Origin of the sequence: Xanthobacter albus, from assembly GCF_043194895.2 — a bacterium.
GTDB lineage: Bacteria > Pseudomonadota > Alphaproteobacteria > Rhizobiales > Xanthobacteraceae > Xanthobacter.
This window is the reverse complement of sequence record NZ_CM195532.1, coordinates 589,657-613,961: the sequence shown is the minus strand read 5'-3', so window position 1 is coordinate 613,961 and position 24,305 is coordinate 589,657. Positions and strand designations below refer to the sequence as shown.

Annotated in this window: 20 protein-coding genes; 10 read left to right on the top strand and 10 right to left on the bottom strand. The window is 70.7% G+C overall.

The genetic code is table 11. The features are described 5' to 3' along the window. The first annotated feature begins 59 nt into the window (after nucleotides 1-59). The 4 genes from V5F75_RS02765 (at nucleotide 60) to V5F75_RS02750 (ending at nucleotide 5,021) form a co-directional block, all read left to right on the top strand. Nucleotides 60-896 (top strand): chorismate mutase, encoded by an 837-nt coding sequence (locus V5F75_RS02765; RefSeq protein ID WP_394032990.1) that lies wholly within the window; start codon nucleotides 60-62, stop codon nucleotides 894-896. A gap of 77 nt (nucleotides 897-973) precedes the next feature. After that, nucleotides 974-2,104, top strand: coding sequence for a histidinol-phosphate transaminase (gene hisC / locus V5F75_RS02760; protein ID WP_394032989.1), 1,131 nt, complete (start codon nucleotides 974-976; stop codon nucleotides 2,102-2,104). Beyond that, a complete protein-coding gene (locus tag V5F75_RS02755) occupies nucleotides 2,101-3,042 on the top strand; it encodes a prephenate/arogenate dehydrogenase family protein (RefSeq protein ID WP_394032988.1) in 942 nt (313 codons plus the stop codon). Before hisC ends, V5F75_RS02755 begins: the two co-directional genes overlap by 4 nt. 386 nt (nucleotides 3,043-3,428) lie before the next feature. Beyond that, the gene (locus V5F75_RS02750) at nucleotides 3,429-5,021 is read left to right on the top strand and encodes a 2-isopropylmalate synthase (protein ID WP_394032987.1); all 1,593 of its coding nucleotides are present in this window, start codon (nucleotides 3,429-3,431) and stop codon (nucleotides 5,019-5,021) included. 224 nt (nucleotides 5,022-5,245) lie between these two features. On the opposite strand, the gene V5F75_RS02745 is transcribed toward V5F75_RS02750, so the two are convergent. After that, nucleotides 5,246-6,202 carry a pirin family protein gene (locus tag V5F75_RS02745; RefSeq protein ID WP_394032986.1) on the bottom strand — a complete coding sequence of 319 codons (957 nt, stop codon included), beginning with the start codon at nucleotides 6,200-6,202 and terminating at the stop codon, nucleotides 5,246-5,248. Nucleotides 6,203-6,369: 167 nt separating this feature from the next. Between V5F75_RS02745 and V5F75_RS02740 the strand changes: the two genes are divergently transcribed. Beyond that, complete coding sequence (locus V5F75_RS02740; protein WP_394032985.1) at nucleotides 6,370-6,648, top strand: TM2 domain-containing protein; 279 nt, start codon at nucleotides 6,370-6,372, stop codon at nucleotides 6,646-6,648. Between the two features lie 125 nt (nucleotides 6,649-6,773). On the opposite strand, the gene typA is transcribed toward V5F75_RS02740, so the two are convergent. Next, complete coding sequence (typA, locus tag V5F75_RS02735) at nucleotides 6,774-8,603, bottom strand: translational GTPase TypA (RefSeq protein ID WP_394032984.1); 1,830 nt, start codon at nucleotides 8,601-8,603, stop codon at nucleotides 6,774-6,776. A gap of 168 nt (nucleotides 8,604-8,771) precedes the next feature. Here typA and V5F75_RS02730 point away from each other — a divergent pair, with 168 nt between their 5' ends. From V5F75_RS02730 to V5F75_RS02710, 5 genes are all read left to right on the top strand, one after another. Next, nucleotides 8,772-9,200, top strand: a complete 429-nt coding sequence (locus tag V5F75_RS02730) for an ion channel (RefSeq protein ID WP_394032983.1) — start codon at nucleotides 8,772-8,774, stop codon at nucleotides 9,198-9,200. A gap of 176 nt (nucleotides 9,201-9,376) precedes the next feature. Further along, nucleotides 9,377-10,594, top strand: a complete 1,218-nt coding sequence (locus tag V5F75_RS02725) for an acyl-CoA dehydrogenase family protein (RefSeq protein ID WP_394032982.1) — start codon at nucleotides 9,377-9,379, stop codon at nucleotides 10,592-10,594. Then, nucleotides 10,591-11,598 (top strand): phosphotransferase family protein, encoded by a 1,008-nt coding sequence (locus tag V5F75_RS02720; RefSeq protein ID WP_394032981.1) that lies wholly within the window; start codon nucleotides 10,591-10,593, stop codon nucleotides 11,596-11,598. Before V5F75_RS02725 ends, V5F75_RS02720 begins: the two co-directional genes overlap by 4 nt. Nucleotides 11,599-11,767: 169 nt before the next feature. Continuing rightward, nucleotides 11,768-12,844: a 3-hydroxyacyl-CoA dehydrogenase family protein gene (locus V5F75_RS02715; RefSeq protein WP_394032980.1), complete on the top strand. Its 1,077-nt coding sequence runs from the start codon at nucleotides 11,768-11,770 to the stop codon at nucleotides 12,842-12,844. 148 nt (nucleotides 12,845-12,992) lie between these two features. Beyond that, a complete protein-coding gene (locus V5F75_RS02710; protein ID WP_394032979.1) occupies nucleotides 12,993-14,177 on the top strand; it encodes an acetyl-CoA C-acyltransferase family protein in 1,185 nt (394 codons plus the stop codon). 319 nt (nucleotides 14,178-14,496) lie between these two features. Here the strand turns inward: V5F75_RS02710 and V5F75_RS02705 are convergent, their stop codons facing one another. The 8 genes from V5F75_RS02705 to V5F75_RS02670 form a co-directional block, all read right to left on the bottom strand. Beyond that, nucleotides 14,497-15,330 carry a TetR/AcrR family transcriptional regulator gene (locus V5F75_RS02705; protein WP_394032978.1) on the bottom strand — a complete coding sequence of 278 codons (834 nt, stop codon included), beginning with the start codon at nucleotides 15,328-15,330 and terminating at the stop codon, nucleotides 14,497-14,499. Nucleotides 15,331-15,598: 268 nt separating this feature from the next. Then, nucleotides 15,599-16,240, bottom strand: coding sequence for a CoA transferase subunit B (locus V5F75_RS02700; RefSeq protein WP_234051234.1), 642 nt, complete (start codon nucleotides 16,238-16,240; stop codon nucleotides 15,599-15,601). A gap of 1 nt (nucleotide 16,241) precedes the next feature. Then, a complete protein-coding gene (locus V5F75_RS02695; RefSeq protein WP_394032977.1) occupies nucleotides 16,242-16,955 on the bottom strand; it encodes a CoA transferase subunit A in 714 nt (237 codons plus the stop codon). Nucleotides 16,956-17,566: 611 nt separating this feature from the next. Beyond that, nucleotides 17,567-17,863 (bottom strand): hypothetical protein, encoded by a 297-nt coding sequence (locus tag V5F75_RS02690; protein WP_394032976.1) that lies wholly within the window; start codon nucleotides 17,861-17,863, stop codon nucleotides 17,567-17,569. Between the two features lie 91 nt (nucleotides 17,864-17,954). Next, the gene (treY, locus tag V5F75_RS02685) at nucleotides 17,955-20,717 is read right to left on the bottom strand and encodes a malto-oligosyltrehalose synthase (protein WP_394032975.1); all 2,763 of its coding nucleotides are present in this window, start codon (nucleotides 20,715-20,717) and stop codon (nucleotides 17,955-17,957) included. A gap of 562 nt (nucleotides 20,718-21,279) precedes the next feature. Then, nucleotides 21,280-22,686: an NAD(P)(+) transhydrogenase (Re/Si-specific) subunit beta gene (locus tag V5F75_RS02680; protein ID WP_394032974.1), complete on the bottom strand. Its 1,407-nt coding sequence runs from the start codon at nucleotides 22,684-22,686 to the stop codon at nucleotides 21,280-21,282. A gap of 10 nt (nucleotides 22,687-22,696) precedes the next feature. Next, nucleotides 22,697-23,152, bottom strand: a complete 456-nt coding sequence (locus tag V5F75_RS02675; RefSeq protein WP_394032973.1) for a proton-translocating transhydrogenase family protein — start codon at nucleotides 23,150-23,152, stop codon at nucleotides 22,697-22,699. Next, nucleotides 23,152-24,300 (bottom strand): Re/Si-specific NAD(P)(+) transhydrogenase subunit alpha, encoded by a 1,149-nt coding sequence (locus V5F75_RS02670; protein ID WP_394032972.1) that lies wholly within the window; start codon nucleotides 24,298-24,300, stop codon nucleotides 23,152-23,154. Before V5F75_RS02670 ends, V5F75_RS02675 begins: the two co-directional genes overlap by 1 nt. Nucleotides 24,301-24,305: the final 5 nt, after the last annotated feature.

The window sequence follows — 24,305 nt, the reverse complement described above, 5'->3', positions numbered from 1 at the left end:
AACAATCCTTTGATTCTCGCCGCCGTTCCCGCTAAGCCTGCCCGCGAGCCGGCCAGATCATGACACATCCCTTCGCACCCCCCTCCCTCGCCGACCTGCGCGTCGAGATCGACCGCATCGACGAGACCATGCATCGCCTCCTGATGGAGCGCAGCGAGATCATCGACCGGCTGGTGCGCGTGAAGCGCACCCAGGGCGCCGAGGGCGGTTCCGCCTTCCGTCCCGCCCGCGAGGCGGACATGATGCGCCGGCTGGTGGAGCGCCACCACGGCCTGCTGCCCCTCGACACGGTGGAGAGCATCTGGCGCGTCATCATCGCCACCTTCACCTATGTTCAGGCGCCCTACGCCGTCCACGCCGACGTCGCCGTGGGCGAGCCGGCCATGCGCGACAGCGCGCGTTTCCACTTCGGCTTCACCGTGCCGTTCGTGCCGCACATGGGCGCGGGCGGGGTGATCGAGGCGGTCGCCGCCTCGCGGGGCGATCTCGGCCTGCTGCCCGCCACCGTGGGCGCGACCCCCTGGTGGACCGCCCTGGAGGCCGAGGGCGCGCCGAAGATCATCGCCCGCCTGCCGTTCGTGGAGCGGGCGGACCACCCCGCCGCGCTGCCGGTGTTCGTGGTGTCCCATCCCATTTCCGACGCGGCCGTGACCGAGGTGCGCGTGCATTCGGTGCGCGTTTCCGGCTGGAGCGCGCGTGCGGGCCACGCCCTGCCGGCCTTCGCCGAGACGCTGATCGCGCCCGACGACGCCCTCGACGGTGCCGCGCTCCTGGTCTCGCTGCCGCCCGGCCGCGGCATCGCAGAGGTGCTCGCCGCCCTGGAGGGCGCCGGAGCCGGCATCCGCGGCGCATGCGAGGTGGGTAGCCACGCCGCCGTCCACCACGTGCAATCTTGACCTGAAAGCGTGATATGGCTCCCGCGCGGCGGCTCCTTCATGGGCCGCCGGCTGAGACGAGTCCTGGAGTTCCTTCGATGTCCCCCGTGCTGACCGACCCCGCCCTGCCCTCCCGTCCGCAGCCGCGCCCCGGCGTGCTCCAGATCGAGGCTTATGTGCCGGGCAAGAGCCATGCGCCGGGGGTGGCGAAGGTGTTCAAGCTCTCCTCCAACGAGACCCCGCTCGGTCCCAGCGAGAAGGCGGTGGAGGCGTTCGCCGCCGCCGCGCGCAACCTGCAGGACTATCCCGACGGATCGGCCCAGCTGCTGCGCGAGGCCATCGCCCGCGCCGAGGGCCTGGACCCCGCGCGCATCATCTGCGGCGCCGGCTCGGATGAGCTGCTGAACCTCGTGGCCCACACCTTCGTGGGGCCGGGCGACGAGGTGATCTTCTCCCAGCACGGCTTCCTCGTGTACCGCATCGCCACGCTGGCGGCCGGCGGCGTGCCGGTGGTGGCGCCGGAGACCGGCCTGACCACCGACGTGGACGCCATCCTCGCCAGGGTGAGCACGCGCACGCGGGTGGTGTTCGTCGCCAACCCCAACAATCCCACCGGCACCTACCTGCCCTTCAGCGAGGTGCGCCGCCTGCACGCCGGCCTGCCGCCCAACGTGCTGCTGGTGCTCGACGCGGCCTATGCCGAATACGTCCGCCGCAACGATTTCGAGACCGGGCTTGAGCTGGCGCTTTCGGCCGAGAACGTGCTGATGACCCGCACCTTCTCCAAGATCCACGGCCTCGCGGCGCTGCGCATCGGCTGGGCGGTGGGCCCGGCCCCCGTCATCGACGCCATGAACCGGGTGCGCGGGCCCTTCAACATGAATACGCCGGCCCTGCTGGCGGGGGCCGCCGCCATCGCCGACGCCGCTCATGTGGAGCGCTCGGTGGCCCACAATGCCCAGTGGCTGCCCTGGCTCACCGCCGAGATCGAGAAGCTTGGCCTCAACGTGACGCCCTCGGTCGCCAACTTCCTGCTCATCCATTTCCCGCCGGAGCAGGGCCGCACGGCGAAGGAGGCGGACGCCTTCCTCACCCGCCGCGGCCTGATCCTGCGCTCGGTGGCGTCCTACGGCCTGCCCGATGCCCTGCGCATGACGGTGGGCACGGAGGAGGCGAACCTGAAGGTGGTCGCCGCGCTCAAGGACTTCCTGGAAGGAAAGCCGGCGTGAGCGCGCCCCTGGTACAGCGCCTCGCGGTTATCGGCGCCGGCCTCATCGGCTCCTCGGTGGCCCGCGCGGCGCGCGAGAAGCGCCTCGCGCGGACCGTCGTGGTGGCCGACAGCGACGCGGCCGTGCGCCGCCGGGTGGCGGAGCTGGGCTTCGCCCACGAGGTGGCGGAAAGCGCCGCCGAGGCCGCGCGCGATGCCGATGTCGTCATCGCCTGCGTGCCGGTGGGCGCCTCCCGCGCCGTGGCGGCCGAGGTGGGGCCGGAGCTGAAGGCCGGCGCCATCCTTTCGGACGTCGGCTCGGTGAAAGGCGCGGTGGTTGAGGCCATGGCGCCCCACGTGCCGCCCCATGCCCACCTGGTGCCGGCCCATCCGGTGGCGGGCACGGAATTCTCCGGGCCCGATGCCGGCTTCGCCAGCCTGTTCGAGAACCGCTGGTGCATCGTCACCCCGCCGGCCGGCGCCGATCCCGAGGCGGTGGAGCGGCTCGCGGCCCTGTGGCGCGCCATGGGCGCGAACGTGGAGTTCATGAGCGCCCAGCACCACGACCTGGTGCTCGCCATCACCTCCCACGTGCCGCACCTCATCGCCTATAACATCGTGGGCACGGCGGCGGAGCTGGAGGAGACCCTGGCCTCCGAGGTCATCAAGTTCTCCGCCGGCGGCTTCCGCGATTTCACCCGCATCGCCGCGTCCGACCCCACCATGTGGCGCGACGTGTTCCTCTATAATCGCGAGGCGGTGCTGGAGATGCTCGGCCGCTTCACCGAGGACCTCACCGCCCTCCAGCGCGCCATCCGCTACGGCGATGGCGACACGCTGTTCGCGCACTTCACCCGCACGCGGGCGATCCGCCGATCCATCATCGAGCAGGGGCAGGAGACCGCCGCGCCCGACTTCGGCCGCCGCGCCGCGGAAAAGCCCCGCCACGAGCAGAGCTGACCGTGCCGATCCGCACGGAGGGGAAGGCCGCGCCCGGCGACGGAGCGCGGCTTTTTTCTTGCGCGCCGCGCCGGGGTCGGCTATCACGACGGCTCCTGAGCGCAACCGCCGAGAGCTGAGCCACCGTGTCGTCCCGCACGACCAAGACTGCCGCCTCTGCCCCCCGGACCATCAAGGTTCCCGGGAACAACGCTCTTATTCTGCGCGCGCTTCTCCTCCTTAGCCGCCCCTGAGGGCCGGCCGGGCCATGCCTGGGCGCTCAGGGGACCTGATCCGCCGCCGGAACAAGACCCGGCGCCCGTTTCGGCTTATGATCCGGCATCTTCCGCGCCCATGACCTCCCCGAGGGAGGCGGCGCCCGCCGGAATGCGAGAAGGACCGTTCCGATGACCGACACCGCTTCCACCTCCGCCGCGACCGGCACGCCCGCCACCGCCCCGGCGAAGGACCGCGTCATCATCTTCGACACCACCCTGCGCGACGGCGAGCAGTGCCCCGGCGCCTCCATGACCTTCGAGGAGAAGCTGCAGGTGGCCGAGCTGCTCGACGACATGGGCGTCGACGTCATCGAGGCCGGCTTCCCCATCGCCTCCATCGGCGATTTCGAAAGCGTGTCGGAGATCGCGCGCCGCTCCAAGCGCGCCGTCATCGCCGGCCTCTCCCGCGCGGCGCTCAACGACATCGACCGCTGCGCCGAGGCTGTGAAGCACGCGGAGCGCGCGCGCATCCATACCTTCCTCTCCACCTCTCCGGTGCACATGAAGTACAAGCTCCAGAAGGAGCCGCATCAGGTGCTGGAGATGATCGTCGCCTCCGTCACCCGCGCCCGCAACCATGTGGATGACGTGGAGTGGTCGTCCGAGGACGGCACCCGCACCGAGATCGACTTCCTGTGCCGCTGCGTGGAGGCCGCTATCGATGCCGGCGCCACCACCATCAACATTCCCGACACCGTGGGCTACACCACCCCGGCGGAGTACGAGGCCCTGTTCCGCACCGTGATCGAGCGGGTGCCGAACGCGGACAAGGCGGTCTTCTCTGCCCACTGCCACGATGACCTCGGCATGGCGGTGGCCAACTCGCTGGCGGCGCTGGCCGGCGGCGCGCGGCAGATCGAGTGCACCCTCAACGGCATCGGCGAGCGGGCCGGCAATGCGGCGCTGGAGGAGGTGGTGATGGCCATCGACACCCGCTCCGATGCCTTCCCCTACCGCACGGGCATCAACACCCGCATGCTCACCCGCGCCTCCAAGCTGGTTTCGGCGGTCACCTCGTTCCCGGTGCAGTACAACAAGGCCATCGTGGGCCGGAACGCCTTCGCCCACGAGAGCGGCATCCACCAGGACGGGATGCTGAAGCATACCCAGACCTACGAGATCATGACCCCCGAGAGCGTGGGCGTCTCCAAGACCTCGCTGGTCATGGGCAAGCATTCCGGCCGCGCCGCCTTCCGCGACAAGCTGAAGACCATGGGCTACGAGCTGGGCGAGAACGCCTTGAACGACGCCTTCGCGCGCTTCAAGGACCTCGCCGACCGCAAGAAGGTGGTCTACGACGAGGACATCGAGGCGCTGGTGGACCAGGGTATCGTGGCCGCCAACGAGCGTATCCGGCTCATCTCCCTCTCCATCATCGCCGGCACCCACGGGCCCCAGCGCGCCACCATGAAGGTGGAGGCGGACGGCGTGGTGAAGACCGAGGAGGCCGAGGGCAACGGCCCGGTGGACGCCACCTTCAACGCCATCAAGGCGCTGGTGCCGCACGCCGCCAAGCTGGAGCTCTATCAGGTCCATGCCGTGACCGAGGGCACCGACGCCCAGGCGGAGGTTTCCGTGCGCCTGGAGGAGAACGGCAAGGTGGTGACCGCCCGCGCTGCCGATCCCGACACGCTGGTGGCCTCCGCCCGCGCCTACATCTCGGCCCTCAACAAGCTGCAGACGAAGCGCCAGAGCGTGAACCCGCAGACCGCCGTGGGCTGACGCGCGCCGCGCCGCACGGTCATGAGACAGGAGACGCCCGGCTTCGGCCGGGCGTTTTCTTTTGGGGACGCCGCCGGCCTTGGAGCGATGCCAAAGCCCGCGCGGCACCGCTCGAACGCCGAGGTGGACGGCATGATTCGCACGCGCCGGCGCGTGCGACCTGTGGCCGGCGCAACGGGCCGGCAGGCTGTCATGCGCCGGCTTCGGCTCGCCGCGAATGCGTTCTACCGGCGCGGGCGCTGGGCGCGGGGGCGGCCGGGGCCGTCCTCGGGCGCGGGGATGAACTCGTCATGGTCGGTGGGGATGAGGTCGAAGCGGCCCTGCCGCCACGCTTCCCGCGCGGCGTCGATGCGCTCCAGGCGGGAGGAAACGAAGTTCCACCAGATGTAGCGTGGCCCTTCCAGCGCCGCGCCGCCGAGCAGCAGCACCCGCGCCTGCCCGCGCGCCCGCGCGTGGGTGGAAAGGCCGTTGCGGATCACCAGCATCCGGCCTGTGGGGAATTGGGTGCCGTCCACCTCCACGTCCCCTTCGAGGATGAACAGGGCCCGCTCCTCGTGCTCCGCGTCGAGCGGCAGCGTGGCGCCGTCGGCGAGGCGCGCGTCCACATAGACGGTGGGCGAGGCGAGCGGCACCGGGGAGGCGGCGCCGAAGGCGGAACCCATGATGATTCGCGCCGAGACACCGCCATCCTCCAGCAGCGGCAGCTCCGCCGCGCCGGCATGGAAAAAGGCCGGCGCGCCTTCCTCCCGCGCCTCCGGCAGCGCGAGCCAGAGCTGGACGCCGGAGAGAAGGCCGCCCTCGGCCTTCACCGCCGCGTCATGGCGCTCGGAATGGACGATGCCCCGGCCGGCGGTCATCAGGTTCACCGCGCCGGGGGTGATGGCCTGCTCGCTGCCCAGGCTGTCGCGGTGGGTCATGCGCCCGTCGAGCAAATAGGTGACGGTGGCGAGGCCGATGTGTGGATGGGGGCGCACGTCCTCCGCCTGGTGCGGGCCGAAGCGCACGGGGCCCATGCGGTCGAAGAAGATGAAGGGGCCGATCATCTGCCCCTGGGCGGAGGGCAGCACGCGCCCCACTTCCATGCCGCCGATGTCACGGCTGCGGGGCACGAGGACGGTCTCCACCGCCGCGCAGCCGGCGGCGTCGCCGGGCTCGGGGTCGGGACAGGGAACGAAGCTCATGGATCTCGCCTCCGCCGGGTCGGCCTGCCATGGGGCCGCCGGCTTCCATGATACCGGGGATGCACGGCGGCGGCATCACGTCCGAGGCGGCCGGTGCCGCCTTTTCGGTGGCGTGGCGCCGGCGCAGGGGCCAGATTGGCGCACCCTGCTCAAGCCATGATTGCGCCATGACCCCTGATATCGCCAAGAGAACCTACATCGAAGCGCGCCTCGCCAACGAGGGGCCCCACCTCACGCTCGCCTATGTCTTCTGGCTGTTCCTGGGCGTGTTTTCCGCCCACCGCTTCTATCTCGGCAAGACCGGCACGGCGATCCTTCAGATCATTTCCTACTTCTTCGTCATCGGCATCATCTGGTTCGTCATCGATGCCTTCCTGCTGCCCGGTCTCGTCCGCGCGCGGCAGGACGAGGCCCGCCGCCGCATCGCCGGCGATCTGGTGATCTGAGACCCGCCGAGGGCGCTTTTTCTCCCACGCGCAAAGAAAAGGGGCCCGGCCGCGTGGCCGGACCCCTCATCCGATGAAAGCGATCGCGAAAGCGCCGGCTCAGGCGCTCTCGCTCACGCGGTTCCTCACGCCATCTCGCTCACGCTCTTGCGCTCGTTGCGCTTGCGCTCGTTGGGATCGAGCCAGCGCTTGCGCAGGCGGATGGACTTGGGCGTCACCTCCACCAGCTCGTCGTCCTGGATCCAGGCCAGGGCGCGCTCCAGGGTCATGCGGATCGGCGGGGTCAGGCGCACGGCCTCGTCCTTGGAGGTGGTGCGGATGTTGGTGAGCTTCTTGCCCTTGAGCACGTTCACTTCCAGGTCGTTATCCCGGTTGTGGATGCCCACCAGCATGCCCTGATACACCTTCCAGCCGGGCTCGATGATCATCGGGCCGCGGTCTTCCAGGTTCCACAGGGCATAGGCCACGGCCTCGCCCTGCTCGTTGGAGATCAGCACGCCGTTCACCCGGCCGGCGATCTCGCCCTTGTAGGGGGCGTATTCGTGGAACAGCCGGTTCATGATGGCCGTGCCGCGGGTGTCGGTGAGCAGCTCCGACTGGTAGCCGATGAGGCCGCGGGTGGGCGCGTAGAACACGAGGCGCTGGCGGTTGCCGCCGGAGGGGCGCATCTCCACCATCTCGGCGCGGCGCTCGCTCATCTTCTGCACGACGGTGCCGGAATATTCCTCGTCCACGTCGATGAGGACTTCCTCGATGGGCTCCAGCATCTGGCCGGTGGCCTCATCCTTCTGGAACACCACGCGCGGACGCGACACGGCGAGCTCGAAGCCCTCGCGGCGCATGGTCTCGATCAGCACCGCGAGCTGGAGCTCGCCGCGGCCCGAGACGAAGAAGGAATCCTTCTCTGTGGATTCCTCGATCTTGAGCGCCACGTTGCCTTCCGCCTCGCGGAACAGGCGGTCGCGGATGACGCGGCTCGTCACCTTGTCGCCCTCGGTGCCCGCCAGCGGCGAATCATTGACGATGAAGGACATGGTGACGGTGGGCGGGTCGATGGGCTGGGCCTTCAGCGGCGCATCGACGCTGAGGTCGCAGAAGGTATCGGCCACGGTGCCCTTGGTCAGGCCGGCGATGGCGACGATGTCGCCCGCCACGCCCTCCTCGATGGGCTGGCGCTCGATGCCGCGGAAGGCGAGGATCTTGGAGACGCGGCCCTGCTCCACCAGCGAGCCGTCCTGCGCCAGCACCTTGACGGACTGGTTCGGCTTGATGGAGCCGGAGGTGATGCGCCCGGTGAGCATGCGGCCGAGGAAGGGGTTGGCTTCCAGCAGCGTGCCGATCATGCGGAACGGCCCCTCGCCCACGGTGGGCTCCGGCACGTGCTTCAGCACGAGATCGAACAGGGGTGCCATGCCCTGGTCGCTGGGGCCTTCCGGCTTGTCGGCCATCCAGCCGTTGCGGCCGGAGCCGTAGAGGATGGGGAAATCGAGCTGCTCGTCGGTGGCGTCCAGCGCCGCGAACAGGTCGAACACCTCGTTCACCACTTCGGTGATGCGGGCGTCGGAGCGGTCCACCTTGTTGATGGCGACGATGGGCTTCAGGCCCACCTTCAGCGCCTTGCCGACCACGAACTTGGTCTGCGGCATGGGGCCCTCGGCGGCGTCCACCAGCACGATGGCGCCGTCCACCATGTTCAGGATGCGCTCCACCTCGCCGCCGAAGTCGGCGTGGCCGGGGGTGTCGACGATGTTGATGCGGGTATCCTTCCAGACCACCGAGGTGGCCTTGGCGAGGATGGTGATGCCGCGTTCCTTTTCCAGGTCGTTGGAATCCATCACGCGCTCGGCCACGCGCTGGTTCTCGCGGTAGGAGCCCGACTGCTTGAGAAGCTCGTCCACCAGGGTGGTCTTGCCGTGGTCGACGTGGGCGATGATGGCGATATTGCGCAGCTTCATGGGCTTCCAGCACCAAAACGCGAGACCGAGTTCCTCGGGCCCGCCGGAGAAAGGGGAAAGTTGCGCTGCAAAATACACACTAAGGGCCGAAGATCAATGCGCGGCTGGCATTCATCGGCGCGGGGTGGCATCTGGGCGGGAGCGTCGCGGCGGCTTTCGGGAGGGGTCATGCAGTTCGGGGAGATCGTGTTCGGCCTTCTGGTGAGCGCCATCACCATCGCCATGCAGGCGGTGCTCACCGTCGTGCTGGTGCGCGGCCTGCAGAAGCGCGCCCATCGCCGCGTGAAGGAACACTCCATGCCCACCCTGCTCGCCGTCATGAGCGGCACCGGCGTGGCGCTGACGCTCGGGCATTTCCTGCAGGCCATGGTGTGGGGGCTGCTCTACGTGCTGGTGGGCGCGGCGCCGCCGCAGGTCGCCTTCTATCTGGCGCTCGAAAATTTCACGACCCTCGGCTACGGCGACGTGCTGCCCGCCCACGAATGGCGCCTTCTCGGGCCCATCACCTCGTGCAACGGCCTGCTGCTGTTCGGCTGGTCCACGGCGCTGCTCTATACGGTGCTGAACCGCGCCATCCAGACGCTGCGGCTGTTCTGAGGGGCCGTCTTCGCCGCCGGGGCCTTGCGCCCTGGGTGCGGCTCAACTAAAAAACGAGCGCTCGCTCGTAATTTGCGGCGGGCATTATTGCGCCGCAAGATGTTTCGGCCGATCGGGCCGGGCCGGCGGCATGGGCCGGGGGCGGGGCGCCGCCCCGGCGACAGCGGAGAGACGCCATGGATTTCGCCATCTCCCCAGAGCTCGATGCGCTCCGCGCGCGCATCGCCGATTTCGTGGCCGGGGAGATCCTCCCCCACGAGGCGGACCCCGCGGCCTACGACGCCCACGAGAATATCCGTCCCGACCTCCTGGCCGCGCTGCGCGCCAGGGCCCGCGCCGCCGGCCTGTGGTGCCTGCAGCTGAAGCCGGAGAATGGGGGGCTGGGCGTCGGCCGGGTGGGCATGGCGGTGTGCTACCCGCAGATGAACCGCTCCATCTTCGGCCCGGTGGTGTTCAATTCCGCCGCGCCCGACGACGGCAACATGATGATGTTCGAGGCGGTGGGCACGCCCGACCAGAAGGCGCGCTGGCTCGCCCCCATCGTCGAGGGCAGGGTGCGCTCCGCCTTCGCCATGACCGAGCCCCACCCCGGCGGCGGCTCCGATCCCGGCATGATGCTCACCCGCGCCGAGGCGCAGCCGAACGGCGCCTACCGCATTTACGGCCGCAAGTGGTTCATCACCGGGGCGGAGGAGGCGGCGCACTTCACCGTCATCGCCCGCACATCGGATGATCCGCGCACCGGCCTCACCGCCTTCGCCTTCCACCGCGACGCGCCGGGCTGGCGCATCGCGCGGCGCATCCCCATCATGGGGCCGGAGGAGCACGGCGGCCATTGCGAGCTGGAGTTCGACGGGCTTGAAATTCCGCCCGAGGACATCCTGCTCGGCGTCGGCAAGGGGCTGAAGGTGACGCAGATCCGGCTGGGCCCGGCGCGCCTCACCCATTGCATGCGCTGGCTGGGCCTCGCCGCCCGCTGCGTCGAGATCGCGCGGGAATATGCCGCCGAGCGCCAGGGCTTCGGCGTGCGGCTGGCGGACCGGGAGAGCGTGCAGCTCATGCTGGGGCGGCTCGCCATGGAGATCGAGATCGGCCACCTGCTGGTGATGCGGGCGGCCTGGGAGCTCGATCGTGGCGGGCTCGCCCGCAAGGAGGTGTCCATGGCCAAGATCCAGGCCGCCAACACCCTGCACCAGGCGGCCGACACCGCCATCCAGATCAACGGCGCGCGCGGCTATTCCAAGGACACGGTGCTGGAGTGGATCTACCGCTACGCCCGCCAGGCCCGCCTGGTGGATGGCGCCGACGAGGTGCACCGGATGGTGCTGAACCGCTTCCTGGACAAGGAGCAGGGCGACTTCTGGCGCTGGCCGGTGGCGGGAGGGGCGGCATGAGCATCGGCTTCGATGTCGCCGCGCTCGATGCGTGGCTGAAGGCCCATGTGGAGGGGCTGGCCGGGGCGCCGCGCCTCGCGCCCATCGCCGGCGGGCAGTCCAACCCCACCTTCTTCGTGGATTATGACGGGCGCGCCCTGGTGCTGCGCAAGCAGCCGCCGGGGGACCTGCTGCCCTCGGCCCACGCGGTGGACCGCGAGTACCGCATCATCCGCGCCCTGGCGGGCACCGGCGTTCCGGTGCCGCCCGCGCTCGCCTATTGCGCGGAGCGGGAGGTCATCGGCACCCCCTTCTACGTGATGGAGAAGGTGGAGGGGCGGGTGTTCCATGACTGCACCCTGCCGGGCGTGCCGCGGGAGGAGCGGGCGGCCATGTATGCGGCCATGGCGCGCACCCTCGCCGCATTCCACAATGTGGACCATGCGGCCGTGGGCCTCGCCGATTTCGGCAAGCCCGGCAACTATTTCGCCCGGCAGATCGGGCGCTGGAGCCGGCAGTGGGCGCTTTCGAGAACGCGCGAGGACGCGAACATCGAGCATCTCGTGGCGTGGCTGCCGGCGCACATCCCCGCCGACGACACCACCAGCCTCGTGCACGGCGACTACCGCATCGGCAACCTCATGTTCCACCCCACGCGGCCCGAGGTGGTGGCGGTGCTGGACTGGGAGCTTTCCACCCTCGGCCATCCGCTGGCGGACCTCGCCCATTGCGCCATGGCCTGGGTGTCGCAGCCGGACGAGTATGGCGGCATCGCGGGGCTCGATCTCGACGCCCTCGGCATCCCCGCGCTTCCCGCTTTCGTGGCGGAGTATGATGCGGTCGCGCGCCATGGCCAGGAGCTGACCGACTTCCACATGGCGTTCGCTTTGTTCCGCTGGGCGGTGATCTTCGAGGGCATCGCCGCCCGCGCCAGGGCGGGCAACGCCAATGACGCCAACGCCGCCGATACCGGCCGCCTCGCCGCCGCCTTCGCCCGCCGCGCCGCCGCGCTGACCGGCGCCTGAGCCCGGCCTCGCGCGGGCATTGCGCGGCGGGGCGCGGAGGGGTATGGAGGAAAACCAAACAATCGTTTGATACAATCGCATGACAGGCGCGCGGCGGTTGCCGAAGACCGCCGTGTGCTGCATCGGGAAGGCGCCCGGAGGGCATCCCTCGGGCCGAAAGGAACAGGGCATGGAGCGATTGGCGGTCATCGGCGCCGGCCTCATGGGCGGCGGCATCGCGCTCGACGCGGCGCGCCACGGGCTCGACGTGGTGGTGTTCGACCAGCGGCCGGACGGCTTCGAGAAGCTGAAGGCCCGCGCCGCCGGCGTCTACGCCCGCTGGGTGAAGAACGGCCGCATGGCTGAGGCCGATGCCGAAGCCGCCCTCGCGCGTCTTTCGCCCGCCGCCGATCTTCCCGCCGTCGGCGCGGCCGATGTGGTGATCGAGGCGGTGTTCGAGGACCTCGCCGTCAAGCGCGCGCTGTTCGCGCAGCTCGAGGGGCATCTCGCGCCCGGCGCCATCCTCGCCACCAACACCAGCGCCCTGAAGGTGGGCGATCTGGCCGAGGGCTTCTCCTTCGCGCCGCGCTTCCTGGGGCTGCACTATTTCAGCCCGGCGGAAGTCTCGCCCTTGGTGGAGGTGGTGCGCTCGGCCGCCACCGCCGAGGCGACGGTGGAAAAGGCGCTCGCCTTCCTCAGGCACACCCGCCGCACGCCGCTGCCCTGCAAGGACCGGCCGGGCTTCGCCATCAACCGCTTCTTCTGCCCCTATTACAACGAGGCCGCCCGCATCGTGGAGGATGGCATCGCCGGCACGGCGGACGTGGACCAGGTGGCGCAGGAGCGCCTGGGCGCGGCGGCGGGGCCGTTCACGGTCATGAATCTCGTGCGCCCCGCGGTCTCGGCCCACGCCATGGGCAACCTCGCCGCGCTTGGGCCGTTCTACGCCACCGCCGGCCTGCTGAAGGCCCAGGCTGAAACGGGGGCCGACTGGCCGCTCGACGGCCGCGTGCCCGGCGCCGACCTCGATCTCGTGGAACGCCGCCTGCTGGGCGCCCTGGCGCTGCCGGCGCTGGAGCTGGAGGCCGAGGGCGTGGCCGCGCCGGAGGCGGTGGACCAGGGCGCCACGATGGCGCTGAGGTTCAAGGAGGGTCCCTTCGCCCTCATGCGCCGCTATGGTGCCGCGGCCGTGGAGGCGGCGGTGCGCGGCCTCTGCGTGCGTGACGGCCATCCGCTGCCGGCCCTCGCGCCGGTGGCGGTGGCCTGATGAGATGAAGCCCGCGCGGCGCTTGAGTGAAACGAAGCGGCGCCGGTCGAGGACCGGGGCCGATGGTCCGAGGCCCGCGTCGCAGGCCCGCGTGTATTCCGATTTCGGGCGGTAACGCCAGCCCACAGGTTTCCGGGAGGAACCCACAATGAGCAATACCGAAGTCTTCATCGTTTCCGGCGCCCGCACGCCCATCGGCGATTTCGGCGGCGCGCTGAAGGACATTCCCCCCACCGCCCTCGGCGCCCATGCCGCCAAGGCGGCCATCGCCCGCGCCGGCATCGCGGGTGCCGATATCGGCCACACGGTGGTGGGCAACGTGATCCACACCGAGGCGCGCGACATGTACATCTCGCGCGTCGCGGCCATGGAGGCGGGCGTGCCCAAGGAGACGCCCGCCCTCACCGTGAACCGCCTGTGCGGCTCGGGCCTCCAGGCCATCGTCAACGCCACCCAGATCCTGAAGCTGGGCGATGCCGAGATCGCCCTCGCCGGCGGCGCCGAGAGCATGAGCCGCGGCGGCTATCTCATGCCCGCCGCCCGCTGGGGCCAGCGCATGGGCTCCGCCACGGCGGTGGACATGATGGTGGGCGTGCTGACCGATCCGTTCGGCCACGGCCACATGGGCGTGACCGCCGAGAACGTCTCCGAGCGCTATGGCGTCAGCCGCGAGGACCAGGACGCCGCCGCCGTGGAGAGCCACCGCCGCGCCGCCGCCGCCATCGCCGCCGGCCGCTTCAAGGAGCAGATCGCCCCGGTGGAGATCACCACCCGCAAGGGCACTGTGGTGTTCGACACCGACGAGCACGTGCGCGGCGACGTGAGCGCGGCGGACATGACCAAGCTGCGCCCGGTCTTCAAGAAGGACGGCACGGTGACCGCCGGCAACGCCTCCGGAATCAACGACGGCGCGGCCATGGTCATCCTCGCCACCGGCGAGGCGGTGAAAGCCAGGGGCCTGAAGCCCATGGCGCGGCTCGTTTCCTACGGCCTCGCGGGCGTCGATCCCTCGGAGATGGGCATGGGCCCGGTGCCGGCGGTGAAGATCGCCCTCGCCAAGGCGGGCCTCTCGCTCGACGCCATCGATCTCATCGAGTCCAACGAGGCGTTCGCCGCCCAGGCCTGCGCGGTGAGCCGCGCGCTCGGCTTCGACCCCGCCAAGGTGAACCCCAACGGCGGCGCCATCGCCCTCGGCCATCCGGTGGGCGCTTCCGGCGCCGTGCTCACGGTGAAGGCCATCTACGAGCTGCAGCGCGCGGGCCAGCGCTACGGCCTCATCACCATGTGCATCGGCGGCGGCCAGGGCATCGCCGCCATCGTCGAGCGGGTCTGACGCCGCTCAGCGCCATTGCCGAAGGCCGCGCCGTTCGCGCGGGCCTTCGGTCCAGCCGGCGCGGCGCGCGAGGGAGATCCGCCCAAGGCGCTTTCGAGCGAAGCGGCAGCCGGTTCGCGTGAAGAACCCGCGTGAACTCAAGAATCCAGAGCGTTTCGCCGATTTCATGAACGGGGAAACGCTTCGGCTCCGGTCGAAAACCGGGGCGGAAGGCATGGGCCCTCCGCGAGGGTCCGGCGCGTCCGGGCCTGAGCTGGCGGTCGGCGCGGGACGGGGCGCGCCGGCTGCCGCGGCGGGGAGGGGGCGGGCCTTGGCGCGCTCAGCCTCCGGCCGGCGCCTTGCCTGATGCCGCCGCGCGCCTCCGGCGGGCGGGCTTGGCTGCCTCCTCCGCCTGCGGCGTGGCGGGCGGGGCCTCGCCGGTGGCGTTCCCCGTCCGGGCCGGCGCCCTGGCGGGAGCCGCGGCCGGGCGCGGCGCCAGGGCCGCGAGCACGAAGTCGCTCACCCGCGCGGCATAGGTGGCGGCGTTCACGCCGCGCTTCCTGTACTTGCCGCGCTTCACGTACCAGTCCTGCAGCAGCGGCTTGATGAGGGTGGCGGTGAAGCCGGTGTCGGCCACCGCGAAGCATCCGGCCCGCACGCCGTCCTCCAGCACCTGCGCGAACATGCGCTCGGTGGCGAGCTCGCTCTCCACCGCCGCCTTGCGCGCGGGCGCGGGAAAGGCTTTCGCCTCCATGTAGGCGAACACGAACCAGGGCTGCATGGCCTCCGAAAGGGAGACATGGGTGGCGATGAGCCAGGCGAGGTGCCGGGCGGGATCGGCGCGCACCTCCGCCGGCACCGCGCCGAGGGCCTCGGTGACGGCATCCGCCACCTGCTCCAGGATCATGAGCAGCAGGGTGTCCTTGCCGTCGAAATAGGAATAGAGCCCGCCCATGCTGATGCCCGCCGCGCGGGAGAGGTCCCGCAGGGTGGTGGCGTGGAAGCCCTGGCGGTTGGAGAGGGTGAGCACCGCCTCGACGATGCGGGCGAGGTTGGCCACCGCCACATGGGGCTTCTGCACCTTGATGGTGTCGCGGTGGCGCTCGTAGATGCGTCCGCACAGGGCGTTCAGCGTGTGATCCGCGCCCGCGGCGGCCCGCCGCTCCTCGCTCAATGTCGCTCTCCCCCGCCGCTTGCGCCGATCGGCCGCCCCGTTGCCGGAGTGCAGGCCGATCAACGGAATGACACGCCCGGCGGCGGAAAAGTCAAGCGAGCGTTCGTTCGGCAATGCGGTAAGGGGGGTATCCCGCACCGGTTTGCCATCCTGGCAGGGGGCGTGCCGCACGCAGGGGCTCCTCATGAAAACGGGCGGGGCAGCCTTCGCCGCCCCGCCCGCGCATCATGGCCGGGCGCGCCGCCGGAGCGGCGCGCCTTGGCGGATCTCAGAGCCCGACCTCGAACTTCGCGGCGGTCTTGGCCTTCACCTCGTCGAGGCTCACGCCCGGCGCCAGTTCCTTCAGCACCAGCGTGCCGCCGCGCTTGGTGAACTCGAACACGGCGAGGTCGGTGATGACGAAGTCGGTCACATGGGTGCCGGTGAGGGGAAGCGTGCAGCGCTCCACCAGCTTCGGCGCGCCGGACTTCTCCACATGCTCCATGAGCACGATGACTTCCTTGGCGCCGGCCACCAGGTCCATGGCGCCGCCCATGCCCTTCACCATCTTGCCCGGCACCATCCAGTTGGCGATGTCGCCGTGCTCGGACACCTGCATGGAGCCGAGGATGGAGAGGTCCATGTGGCCGCCGCGGATCATCGCGAACGAATCGGCGCTGGAGAAATAGGCGGTCTCCGGCACCTCGGTCACGGTCTGCTTGCCGGCGTTGATGAGGTCGGCATCCTCGTCGCCCTCGAAGGGGAACGGGCCGATGCCGAGCATGCCGTTCTCGCTCTGGAAGGTCACGGTCATGCCCGGGGGCAAGGCGTTGGCCACCAGGGTGGGGATGCCGATGCCGAGGTTCACGTAGAAGCCGTCGCGGATCTGCTGGGCGGCGCGGGCCGCCATCTGGTCACGGGTCCAGGCCATCTCACTTCACCTCTTCGCGCTTGCGGGTGGTCACCTTCTCGATCCGCTTCTCGGCGTCCTTGCTGACGACGATGCGGTCGACATAGATGCCGGGCGTGTGGATGTTGTCGGGATCGAGCGCGCCGACCTCCACCAGCTCCTCCACCTCGACCACCGTGATCTTGCCGGCGGTGGCCATCATCGGGTTAAAGTTGCGGGCGGTCTTGCGGTAGACGAGGTTGCCCGCCTTGTCGGCCTTCCACGCCTTGACGATGGAGAGGTCGGCGTGGAGCGCGGTCTCCAGCACGTACATGTGGCCGTCGAACTCGGCGGTGGGCTTGCCCTCGGCGATGATCGTGCCGTAGCCGGTCTTGGTGTAGAAGGCCGGGATGCCGGCGCCGCCGGCGCGGATGCGCTCGGCCAGCGTGCCCTGGGGGTTGAATTCCAGCTCCAGCGCGCCCTCGATGTAGAGCTTCTCGAACAGCTTGTTCTCGCCCACGTAGGACGAGACCATCTTCTTGATCTGGTCGTTGGCGAGCAGGATGCCGAGGCCGAAGTCGTCAATGCCGCAATTGTTCGAGATCACCGTGAGGTGCCTGGGGCCGAGATCGCGAATGGCGGCGATGAGGTTCTCGGGAATGCCGCAGAGCCCGAAGCCGCCGGCCATGATGGTCATGCCGTCGGCAAGGATGCCGTCGAGAGCACTTTTCGCGTCGGCGAAAACCTTGTTACGCATCGATGAAGTCCCTCCGTGGAGCCGGTTTTCCCCCGATGAGTTCGGCGGCCTTGCCGGCGAAGGCAACCGTGACCCGCTTCATCCAACTCGCGACATGCGCGGACACTTCCTGGAGCCGGCGTCCCAAAGGCGCGGTGAGCTCTCGACGATCACCGGGAAAAGGACCCTCCGGACCCATCGGGCCGTGCCCGCGCGCCGTGGCGAATGGCGGCGGTCTGGGTGTTTCGTAATCCGCGCCGCCGGTCATGCCAAGGGGCTGATGGACCACACCGTGCAGGAAGTGGGGGAAGCCGGAGGATCAGGCGGAATGCTGCATTGCGGCAGAAGCTCCGGACGCCGCCGCGATGGTCCCGGGGAGGGGTGCGGGGCGCGACGTATCCTCCAGGGCATCGCCGCCGGCGTTCGCGCGGAGGCCGGTCGCCGTTGGGGGGCATAGAGGATCATGCCGTCAGCGGCCGGTGCGTCATCGCCGGGGACAGCCACCTCGCGGTTCTGGGACGGCGGCCGGAGGGGCACTTTGCCCTTCCCGGCGGCACGCTCAATCCGGTTGCCTGAGCGTGCTTTCGCGCCGCGAGCCCTCGCCCGCGTCGCTCACTCTGGTCGCAGCCGCTCTATTTGTGCCGCTTCTTGCCGCCATGGGCCTCGCCCTTCGGCGTCTCCTCGGGGCCGCAGACGGTGGCGGGCGTGTCGCGGACCATGGAAGGCGGATCGCTGGCCGGAAAGCTCTGGTCCAGCTCCTCGTCGAGCTGTCGGGCGAGGGAGTCGGGGGTGCGGCAGGCTTCTCCGCCCAGGGGCTGGGGCGCGCTTGCGGGATGCGCCGCGCCTTTGAGCTTGGAAGCGGACTTGGAGCTGGACTTGGAACTGGACTTGGAACTGGACTTGGAAGCGTGGCTGTGGGCCTTGGACATGACGGTCTCCCTGGTGGCCCCTGCGGGCATGCGCCACGCGGGGCCTTGCCGCCACAACGCCCGTGCGCCGCGCCGCGTTCCAGGCTTCGGCTCACGCCTTGATGAGCACCGCCGCCGGGAAGTCCGCCAGCGCCACGGCAAGGTCGAGATGGCCCTCCGGAGCATCCACCGACCGGCCCGTGAGCGCGTCGCGGTAGGAGCCGCCGGCGGGCAGCGCCGCGCGGGTGCCGGCCCACCGCTCGGGGGACACCCGCGGCAGGGCGGCGCCCGGCTCCAGCAGGCCGAACGCGAGGCGGGTCACCACCGTGACGAGGGTGGCGCCGCGCAGCCGGCGGGCGAAGGCCAGGACGTGCCCGGCGTTCGGGCCCTCCACCGTGAGCGGCAGATACTCCCCTTCGCGGAACAGAGCGGGCTCCGCAGCGCGCAGACGCAGCAGCCGCGCCAGGGTCGCCTGCTTCACGCGGCCGTCGTGGGCGCTTTCCAGCAGCAGGTCCGGCCGGGCATCGGCGGCGGGGGTGCCGCGCGCGAGGTGATCCGAGGCGCGGGCGGCGTCGGTCTCGCCGAGGCTGTAGTCCCAGAATTCGGTGCCCTGGAACAGCTCGGGAATACCGGGCACGGTGCACTTCAGCACCACCTGTGACAAGGCATTGATCATCCCCGCGCGGGCGAGGCGCGGCACGATGGCGGCGATGCGCCCCCGCGCCTTCAGCCCCTCCGGACCCTCCACCAGGGCGGAGAGGAAGGCATCGCAGGCCGCCTCGTAGCCCGGATCGCCGCATTCGGGCCCGGTGCGCAGGCGGGCGTCGCGCAGCCCCTTCAGCCACCACGCCCGCAGCCGGTCGTGAAGGTCGCCGAGGCCGAGCGCGTCGTCGGGCCGCAGGGCCGGCGGCCACGCCGCGAGAGCGCCCTGGAACAGCACGGCCGCGTCGGCCGGCGCGGGCGCCACCCCCTCCGCCAGCCGGGCGCGCAGCGGGCGCGACAGGTCCATGAGCCCGCGCAGCATCTCGTCCCACACGCGCGGCGCCGCGCTCAGCACGGCGAGCCGCATGCGCGCATCCTCGCCGAGCCGGCGGCCCGGGCCGGATGTGGCGGTGACGGCATCCGGGCAACGGGCGGCGCGGGCCGCCATGCGGGCATGGAAGGCCTCGGGCGCAAGGCCCATCAGCGTGGGGTCGGAGCCGGTCTCGTTGCGCGAAATGAGGCGGCCGTAGCGGGAGAGCAGCATCTCGTCGGTCGCCACCCGGTCGAGGGCGGCGGTGAGCTGCTGGAAGAGGGCGATGGCGTGCTCGCGGGCGCCGGCCTGCTCGAAATCGCCCACCGCGCGCGGCGCCTCGCCGCCGAGCCAGCCCGCGATGCGCTCCGCCGCCGGCTGGTCGAGGGGCGAGAGGCGCCGCCGTGCGCGGGCGAGGGCTGCCGCGAACAGGGCGGCGTCGGTTTCGTCGAAGCCGTCGAGCCCGGCATGGGTGCGGCGGGCGGGCAGCGCCACGGCCAGTTCGCAGGCCACGCGGCGGATGGCGGCGGGCGTGGTGTCACGGCTCGCGGAATCGGCCGCCGCCACCTCGTGCAGGGCCAGGACCGCCGCGTCGAGCCGCGCGCCGAACAGCGCGTCCAACGCCTGCCGGCGGGTGGCGGCGCGCAGGTCGTCGAAGCGCTGGCGTTCGCCGGTGGTGGAGATCCAGATGTCGGAAAGGGGCGTGCCCCCGGCCGGATCGTGCAGCACGGCCGAAAGGGCGTCCTGCGCTTCCGCGCCGGCGGTGCCCGCGACGCCCCAGCCGACCGGCGGCATCCCGCCCGCCGGCGCCGCCGCGGCGACGAGATAGGGCGCGGGGAGCCCGGCTGGCCGCTGGCCGGCGGCCGTCTCCAGCTTCAGCCGCAGGCGGCGCGCATAGCCGATGGGGTCCGCCAGGAGGTCCCATTGCCGGACGACGAAGCCGTCCACGAGGCCCTCGCCATAAAGGCGCAGGAGGGTGGCATGGGTCGCATCGAACACGTCCGGCCGCTCCACGCGGATGGCGGCGAGCGTGCCGTGGCGCGGGTGCCGGCTCCAGTTCAGCGCATCGGCGGCGGTGCCCCACCAGGCGAGGCGGTAGGCCTGGCGCTCCAGCAGGCGATGCATGCGCGCGGCCCCGCCCGGGATGCGCGGATCGAACGCGCCGGCAGCGGCCGTGACGATCGCCCGCCCCTCCGGGCTTGTGGCTGCTTCCGCGAGGGCGCGGCGCGCGGCCTCCGCCTGCCCGGCATCGGGCCGCAGGCGGGGCAGGTGGGTGAAGGAGGCGGCGAGGGGGACGGCATCGGAAAGGCCGGAGGCTTCCAGAACCGTGGCGTAGTCCAGCGGCGAGATGGGGAAGGCGTGATCGCGGTGGCGCACCAGGAAGGCGCCGCGGCTCGCCTCGAAGGCGAGCTGCAGGCCGCCCGCCGCGAGCACCTCGCCATAGGGGCGGTCGAGGAAGGGCACCAGCACCTTGTTGCGCAAAGTGGGGTCGGTGCCGCGCCAGTCCACGTCGAACCAGTGGGCGCGGGCACTATCGCGCCCCCATTCCAGCAGGTCGCGCCAGGCGGCGTTGTCATCTGCGCCCACGGCCATGAAGGCGGGGGCGATGTCGAGGATGAGGCCCATGCCCCGGCGGCGCAGGGCTGTCGCGAGGCGGCGCAGCGCCTCCTCCCCGCCCAGGCGGGGGGCGATGGCGTCATGGTCGACCACCCCGGCGGGCAGGCCCGGGCGGCTCGCCAGCACGGGCGATGCGGCAAGGTGGCTGAGGCCGAGGTCGGCGAAATGGTCCACCAGCCCCACCGCCGCATCGAGCGGGAAGCCCTGGTCGAACCGGAGGCGGACGATGCCGCGCGGGACGCTCATGCCAAGCCTCCCGCGCGCGGATCGGCGGGGCGTGCGAAGGGCCTCCGGCGTGCTTCGAATAAGTCCCGGCGGCGATACGGCCCGCGCCGGGCCGTCTCAGCGTGCCGCTTCCTGCGCGCCGGCGCGGGCTCGGTCAGCCAAGCGTACCCGGGGATCTCTTGGGCAGACGGCCGCTTCCTGCCCGCCCGCGCAGGCTCCGCCGGCTGCGGCCAAAGGGCGGTGCGGTGGAGGGTGGGGAAACCGGTCGCGCGCGCGGCTTCGGCGCGGCATGCCTCGCCGCCCGGCGCCGTCGATGCCGGCGTGGCGACGCCGCGAAACCCTGGACCCCTCACCGTTTCGTCCCCTCGCCTCGGTGGTCCGGCCGCCCGTTCCATCCGCGCCGTACCTGTCCCGGCCCATTGCGAGCTTAGTGGCTTTTCGCCCCGCGTTGAAACGCGAAAGCGGCCGGTCCGGCGCGACATGGACTCGTTCTTAACGGCGACGGCCGCCGGAGCTGTCTCCGGCGGCCGTCCATTTTTCCGATGGTGCCGCCGGCGCGGGGCCGGCGGCACGCTGCGCGACCTCAGTGGCCGAAGGCCTTCACCACGTCCTCGGTGACCTTCTTGGCGTCGCCGAACAGCATCATGGTGTTGTCGCGGAAGAACAGCTCGTTCTCCACGCCGGCATAGCCCGCCGACATGCCGCGCTTGATGAACAGCACGGTCTTGGCCTTCTCCACGTCCAGCACGGGCATGCCGTAGATGGGGGAGGCGGGGTCGGTCTTGGCGGACGGGTTGGTCACGTCGTTGGCGCCGATGACGAAGGCGACGTCGGCTTGGGCGAACTCGGAGTTGATGTCCTCCAGCTCGAACACCTCGTCATAGGGCACCTGCGCCTCGGCGAGCAGCACGTTCATGTGGCCGGGCATGCGGCCCGCCACCGGGTGGATGGCGTACTTCACCTCGACGCCTTCCTCCTTCAGGAACTCCGCCATCTCGCGCAGGGCGTGCTGGGCCTGGGCCACTGCCATGCCGTAGCCGGGCACGATGATGACCTTCTCGGCGTTGCGCATGATGTAGGCGGCGTCGTCCGCCGAGCCCTGCTTCACCGGCCGGTCGTCACCCTTGCCGCCCGGACCGGCCGCCGCGGAATCACCGCCGAAGCCGCCGAGGATGACCGAGATGAAGGACCGGTTCATGCCCTTGCACATGATGTAGCTGAGGATGGCGCCCGAGGAGCCCACCAGCGCGCCGGTGATGATGAGCGCGGTGTTGCCCAGGGTGAAGCCGATGCCGGCCGCCGCCCAGCCCGAGTAGGAGTTCAGCATCGACACCACCACCGGCATGTCCGCGCCGCCGATGGGGATGATGAGCAGGCCGCCGAGCACCAGCGACAGGATGGTGATGATCCAGAACAGCGCGATCGAGCCGGTGTTCACGAACGCGATGACGAGGATGATCAGCAGCAGGCCGAGGCCGCCGTTGATGAAGTGGCGCGCCGGCAGGATGATCGGCTTGCCGCTCATGTTGCCGTTGAGCTTGGCGAAGGCGATCAGCGAGCCGGTGAAGGTGATGGCGCCGATGGCCACGCCCAGCGACATCTCGATGAGGCTCGCCCCATGCAGGTGGCCGGGATCGCCGATGCCGAAGGCGCGCGGGGCATAGAGCGCCGCCGCCGCCACCAGCACCGCCGCGAGGCCCACCAGCGAGTGGAAGGCCGCGACCAGCTGCGGCATGGCGGTCATGGCGATGCGCTTGGCCACCAGGGCGCCGATGCCGCCGCCGATGCCGATGCCGGCGATCACCAGCACCCAGCCCACCGCGTCCGCCGGAGGCTGGAGCGCGAGGGTGGTCAGCACGGCGATGGCCATGCCCGCCATGCCGAACAGGTTGCCCCGCCGCGAGGTGGTGGGGTGCGAGAGGCCGCGCAGGGCCAGGATGAAAAGGACGCCCGCGACGAGGTAGAGCGCGGCCGCGATATTGATGTTCATATCGTGGGCCTCACTTCTTCTTCGAGTACATGGCGAGCATGCGGCTGGTCACCATGAACCCGCCGAAGATGTTCACCGATGCGAGGATGAGGGCGACGAAACCGAAGATGCGCGCCCACCAGGCGTGGGAGGGATCGCCCACGGTGGTCACGCCCACGGCGAGCAGGGCGCCCACCACGATCACGGAGGAGATGGCGTTGGTGACGCTCATGAGCGGGGTGTGCAGCGCCGGGGTCACCGACCACACCACGTAATAGCCCACGAACACCGCCAGCACGAAGATGGACAGGCGGAACACGAAGGGGTCGATGGCACCGCCGGTGGCGGCGCTGGCCGCCGCGCCGAGGGCGGTGGCGGCCTGGTCGGCGTAGATCTGGGCCGCTTCGGCGGCCTGGCGGGCGATCTCGGCAGCGGCGCGGGCCTGGACTGCGGCATCCGCCGCGGCTTGGGCTGTCACGGGATTCATCACGCGGCTCCCTCGGTCTTCGGGATGAAGTTCGGATGCACCACGGCGCCGTCGCGGGTGAGCAGGGTGGCCTTCACCAGCTCGTCGTCCCACTTGACCGCCAGCGTCTTGGCCGACTTGTCCACCATGGTCTCAAAGAAGTTGTAGAGGTTCTTCGCGTAGAGCGGGGAGGCGGAGGCGGAGAGACGGCCCGGCATGTTGTGATGGCCGATGATCTTCACGCCGCCGATCTCCACCACCTGGCCGGCGACCGAGCCCTCCACGTTGCCGCCGCGCTCCACCGCGAGGTCGACGACGACGGAGCCGGGGCGCATGGAGGCGACCATCTCGGCGCTCACGAGGCGCGGCGCGGGCCGGCCGGGGATGAGCGCGGTGGTGACCACGATGTCCTGCTTCTTGATGTGCTCGGCCACCAGCACCGCCTGCTTGGCCTGGTATTCCGCCGACATGGGCTTGGCGTAGCCGGTGGCGCTTTCGGCCTGCTTGAACTCCTCGTCCTCCACCGCGATGAACTTGGCGCCGAGCGAGGACACCTGGTCCTTCGAGGCGGGCCGCACGTCGGTGGCGGTGACGATGGCGCCCAGGCGGCGCGCCGTGGCGATGGCCTGGAGGCCGGCGACGCCCGCGCCCATGACGAACACGCGGCCCGCGGGCACGGTGCCGGCGGCGGTCATCATCTGCGGCAGCGCGCGGTGGAACTCGTAGGACGCGTCGATGATGGCGCGATATCCGGCGAGATTGGCCTGGGACGAGAGCACGTCCATCACCTGGGCGCGGGTGATGCGGGGCATCAGCTCCATGGCGAAGGCGCTGATGCCGGCCTTCGCCATGGCCGCGAGCGCGGCCTCATGGCCGTGCGGGTCCATGATGGCGAGCACGATGGTGCCCGGTGTATACAACGAAAGTTCGGCTTCCTCGGGACGCCGCACCTTGAGTACCACTTGAGCACCGGACAGGGCGTCGGCCGTCGAGGCGGCGATGGTGGCACCAGCCGCGACGTATTCGGCATCGAGGATGCCGGATTTGAGGCCCGCGCCGCTCTCGACGGCGACATCGCCACCGAGGGCCACGAGACGCTTCACCGTATCCGGGGTTGCACCAACCCTCGGCTCGCCGAGGTCAGCCTCGGCGACGACAGCGATTTTCATCTGAG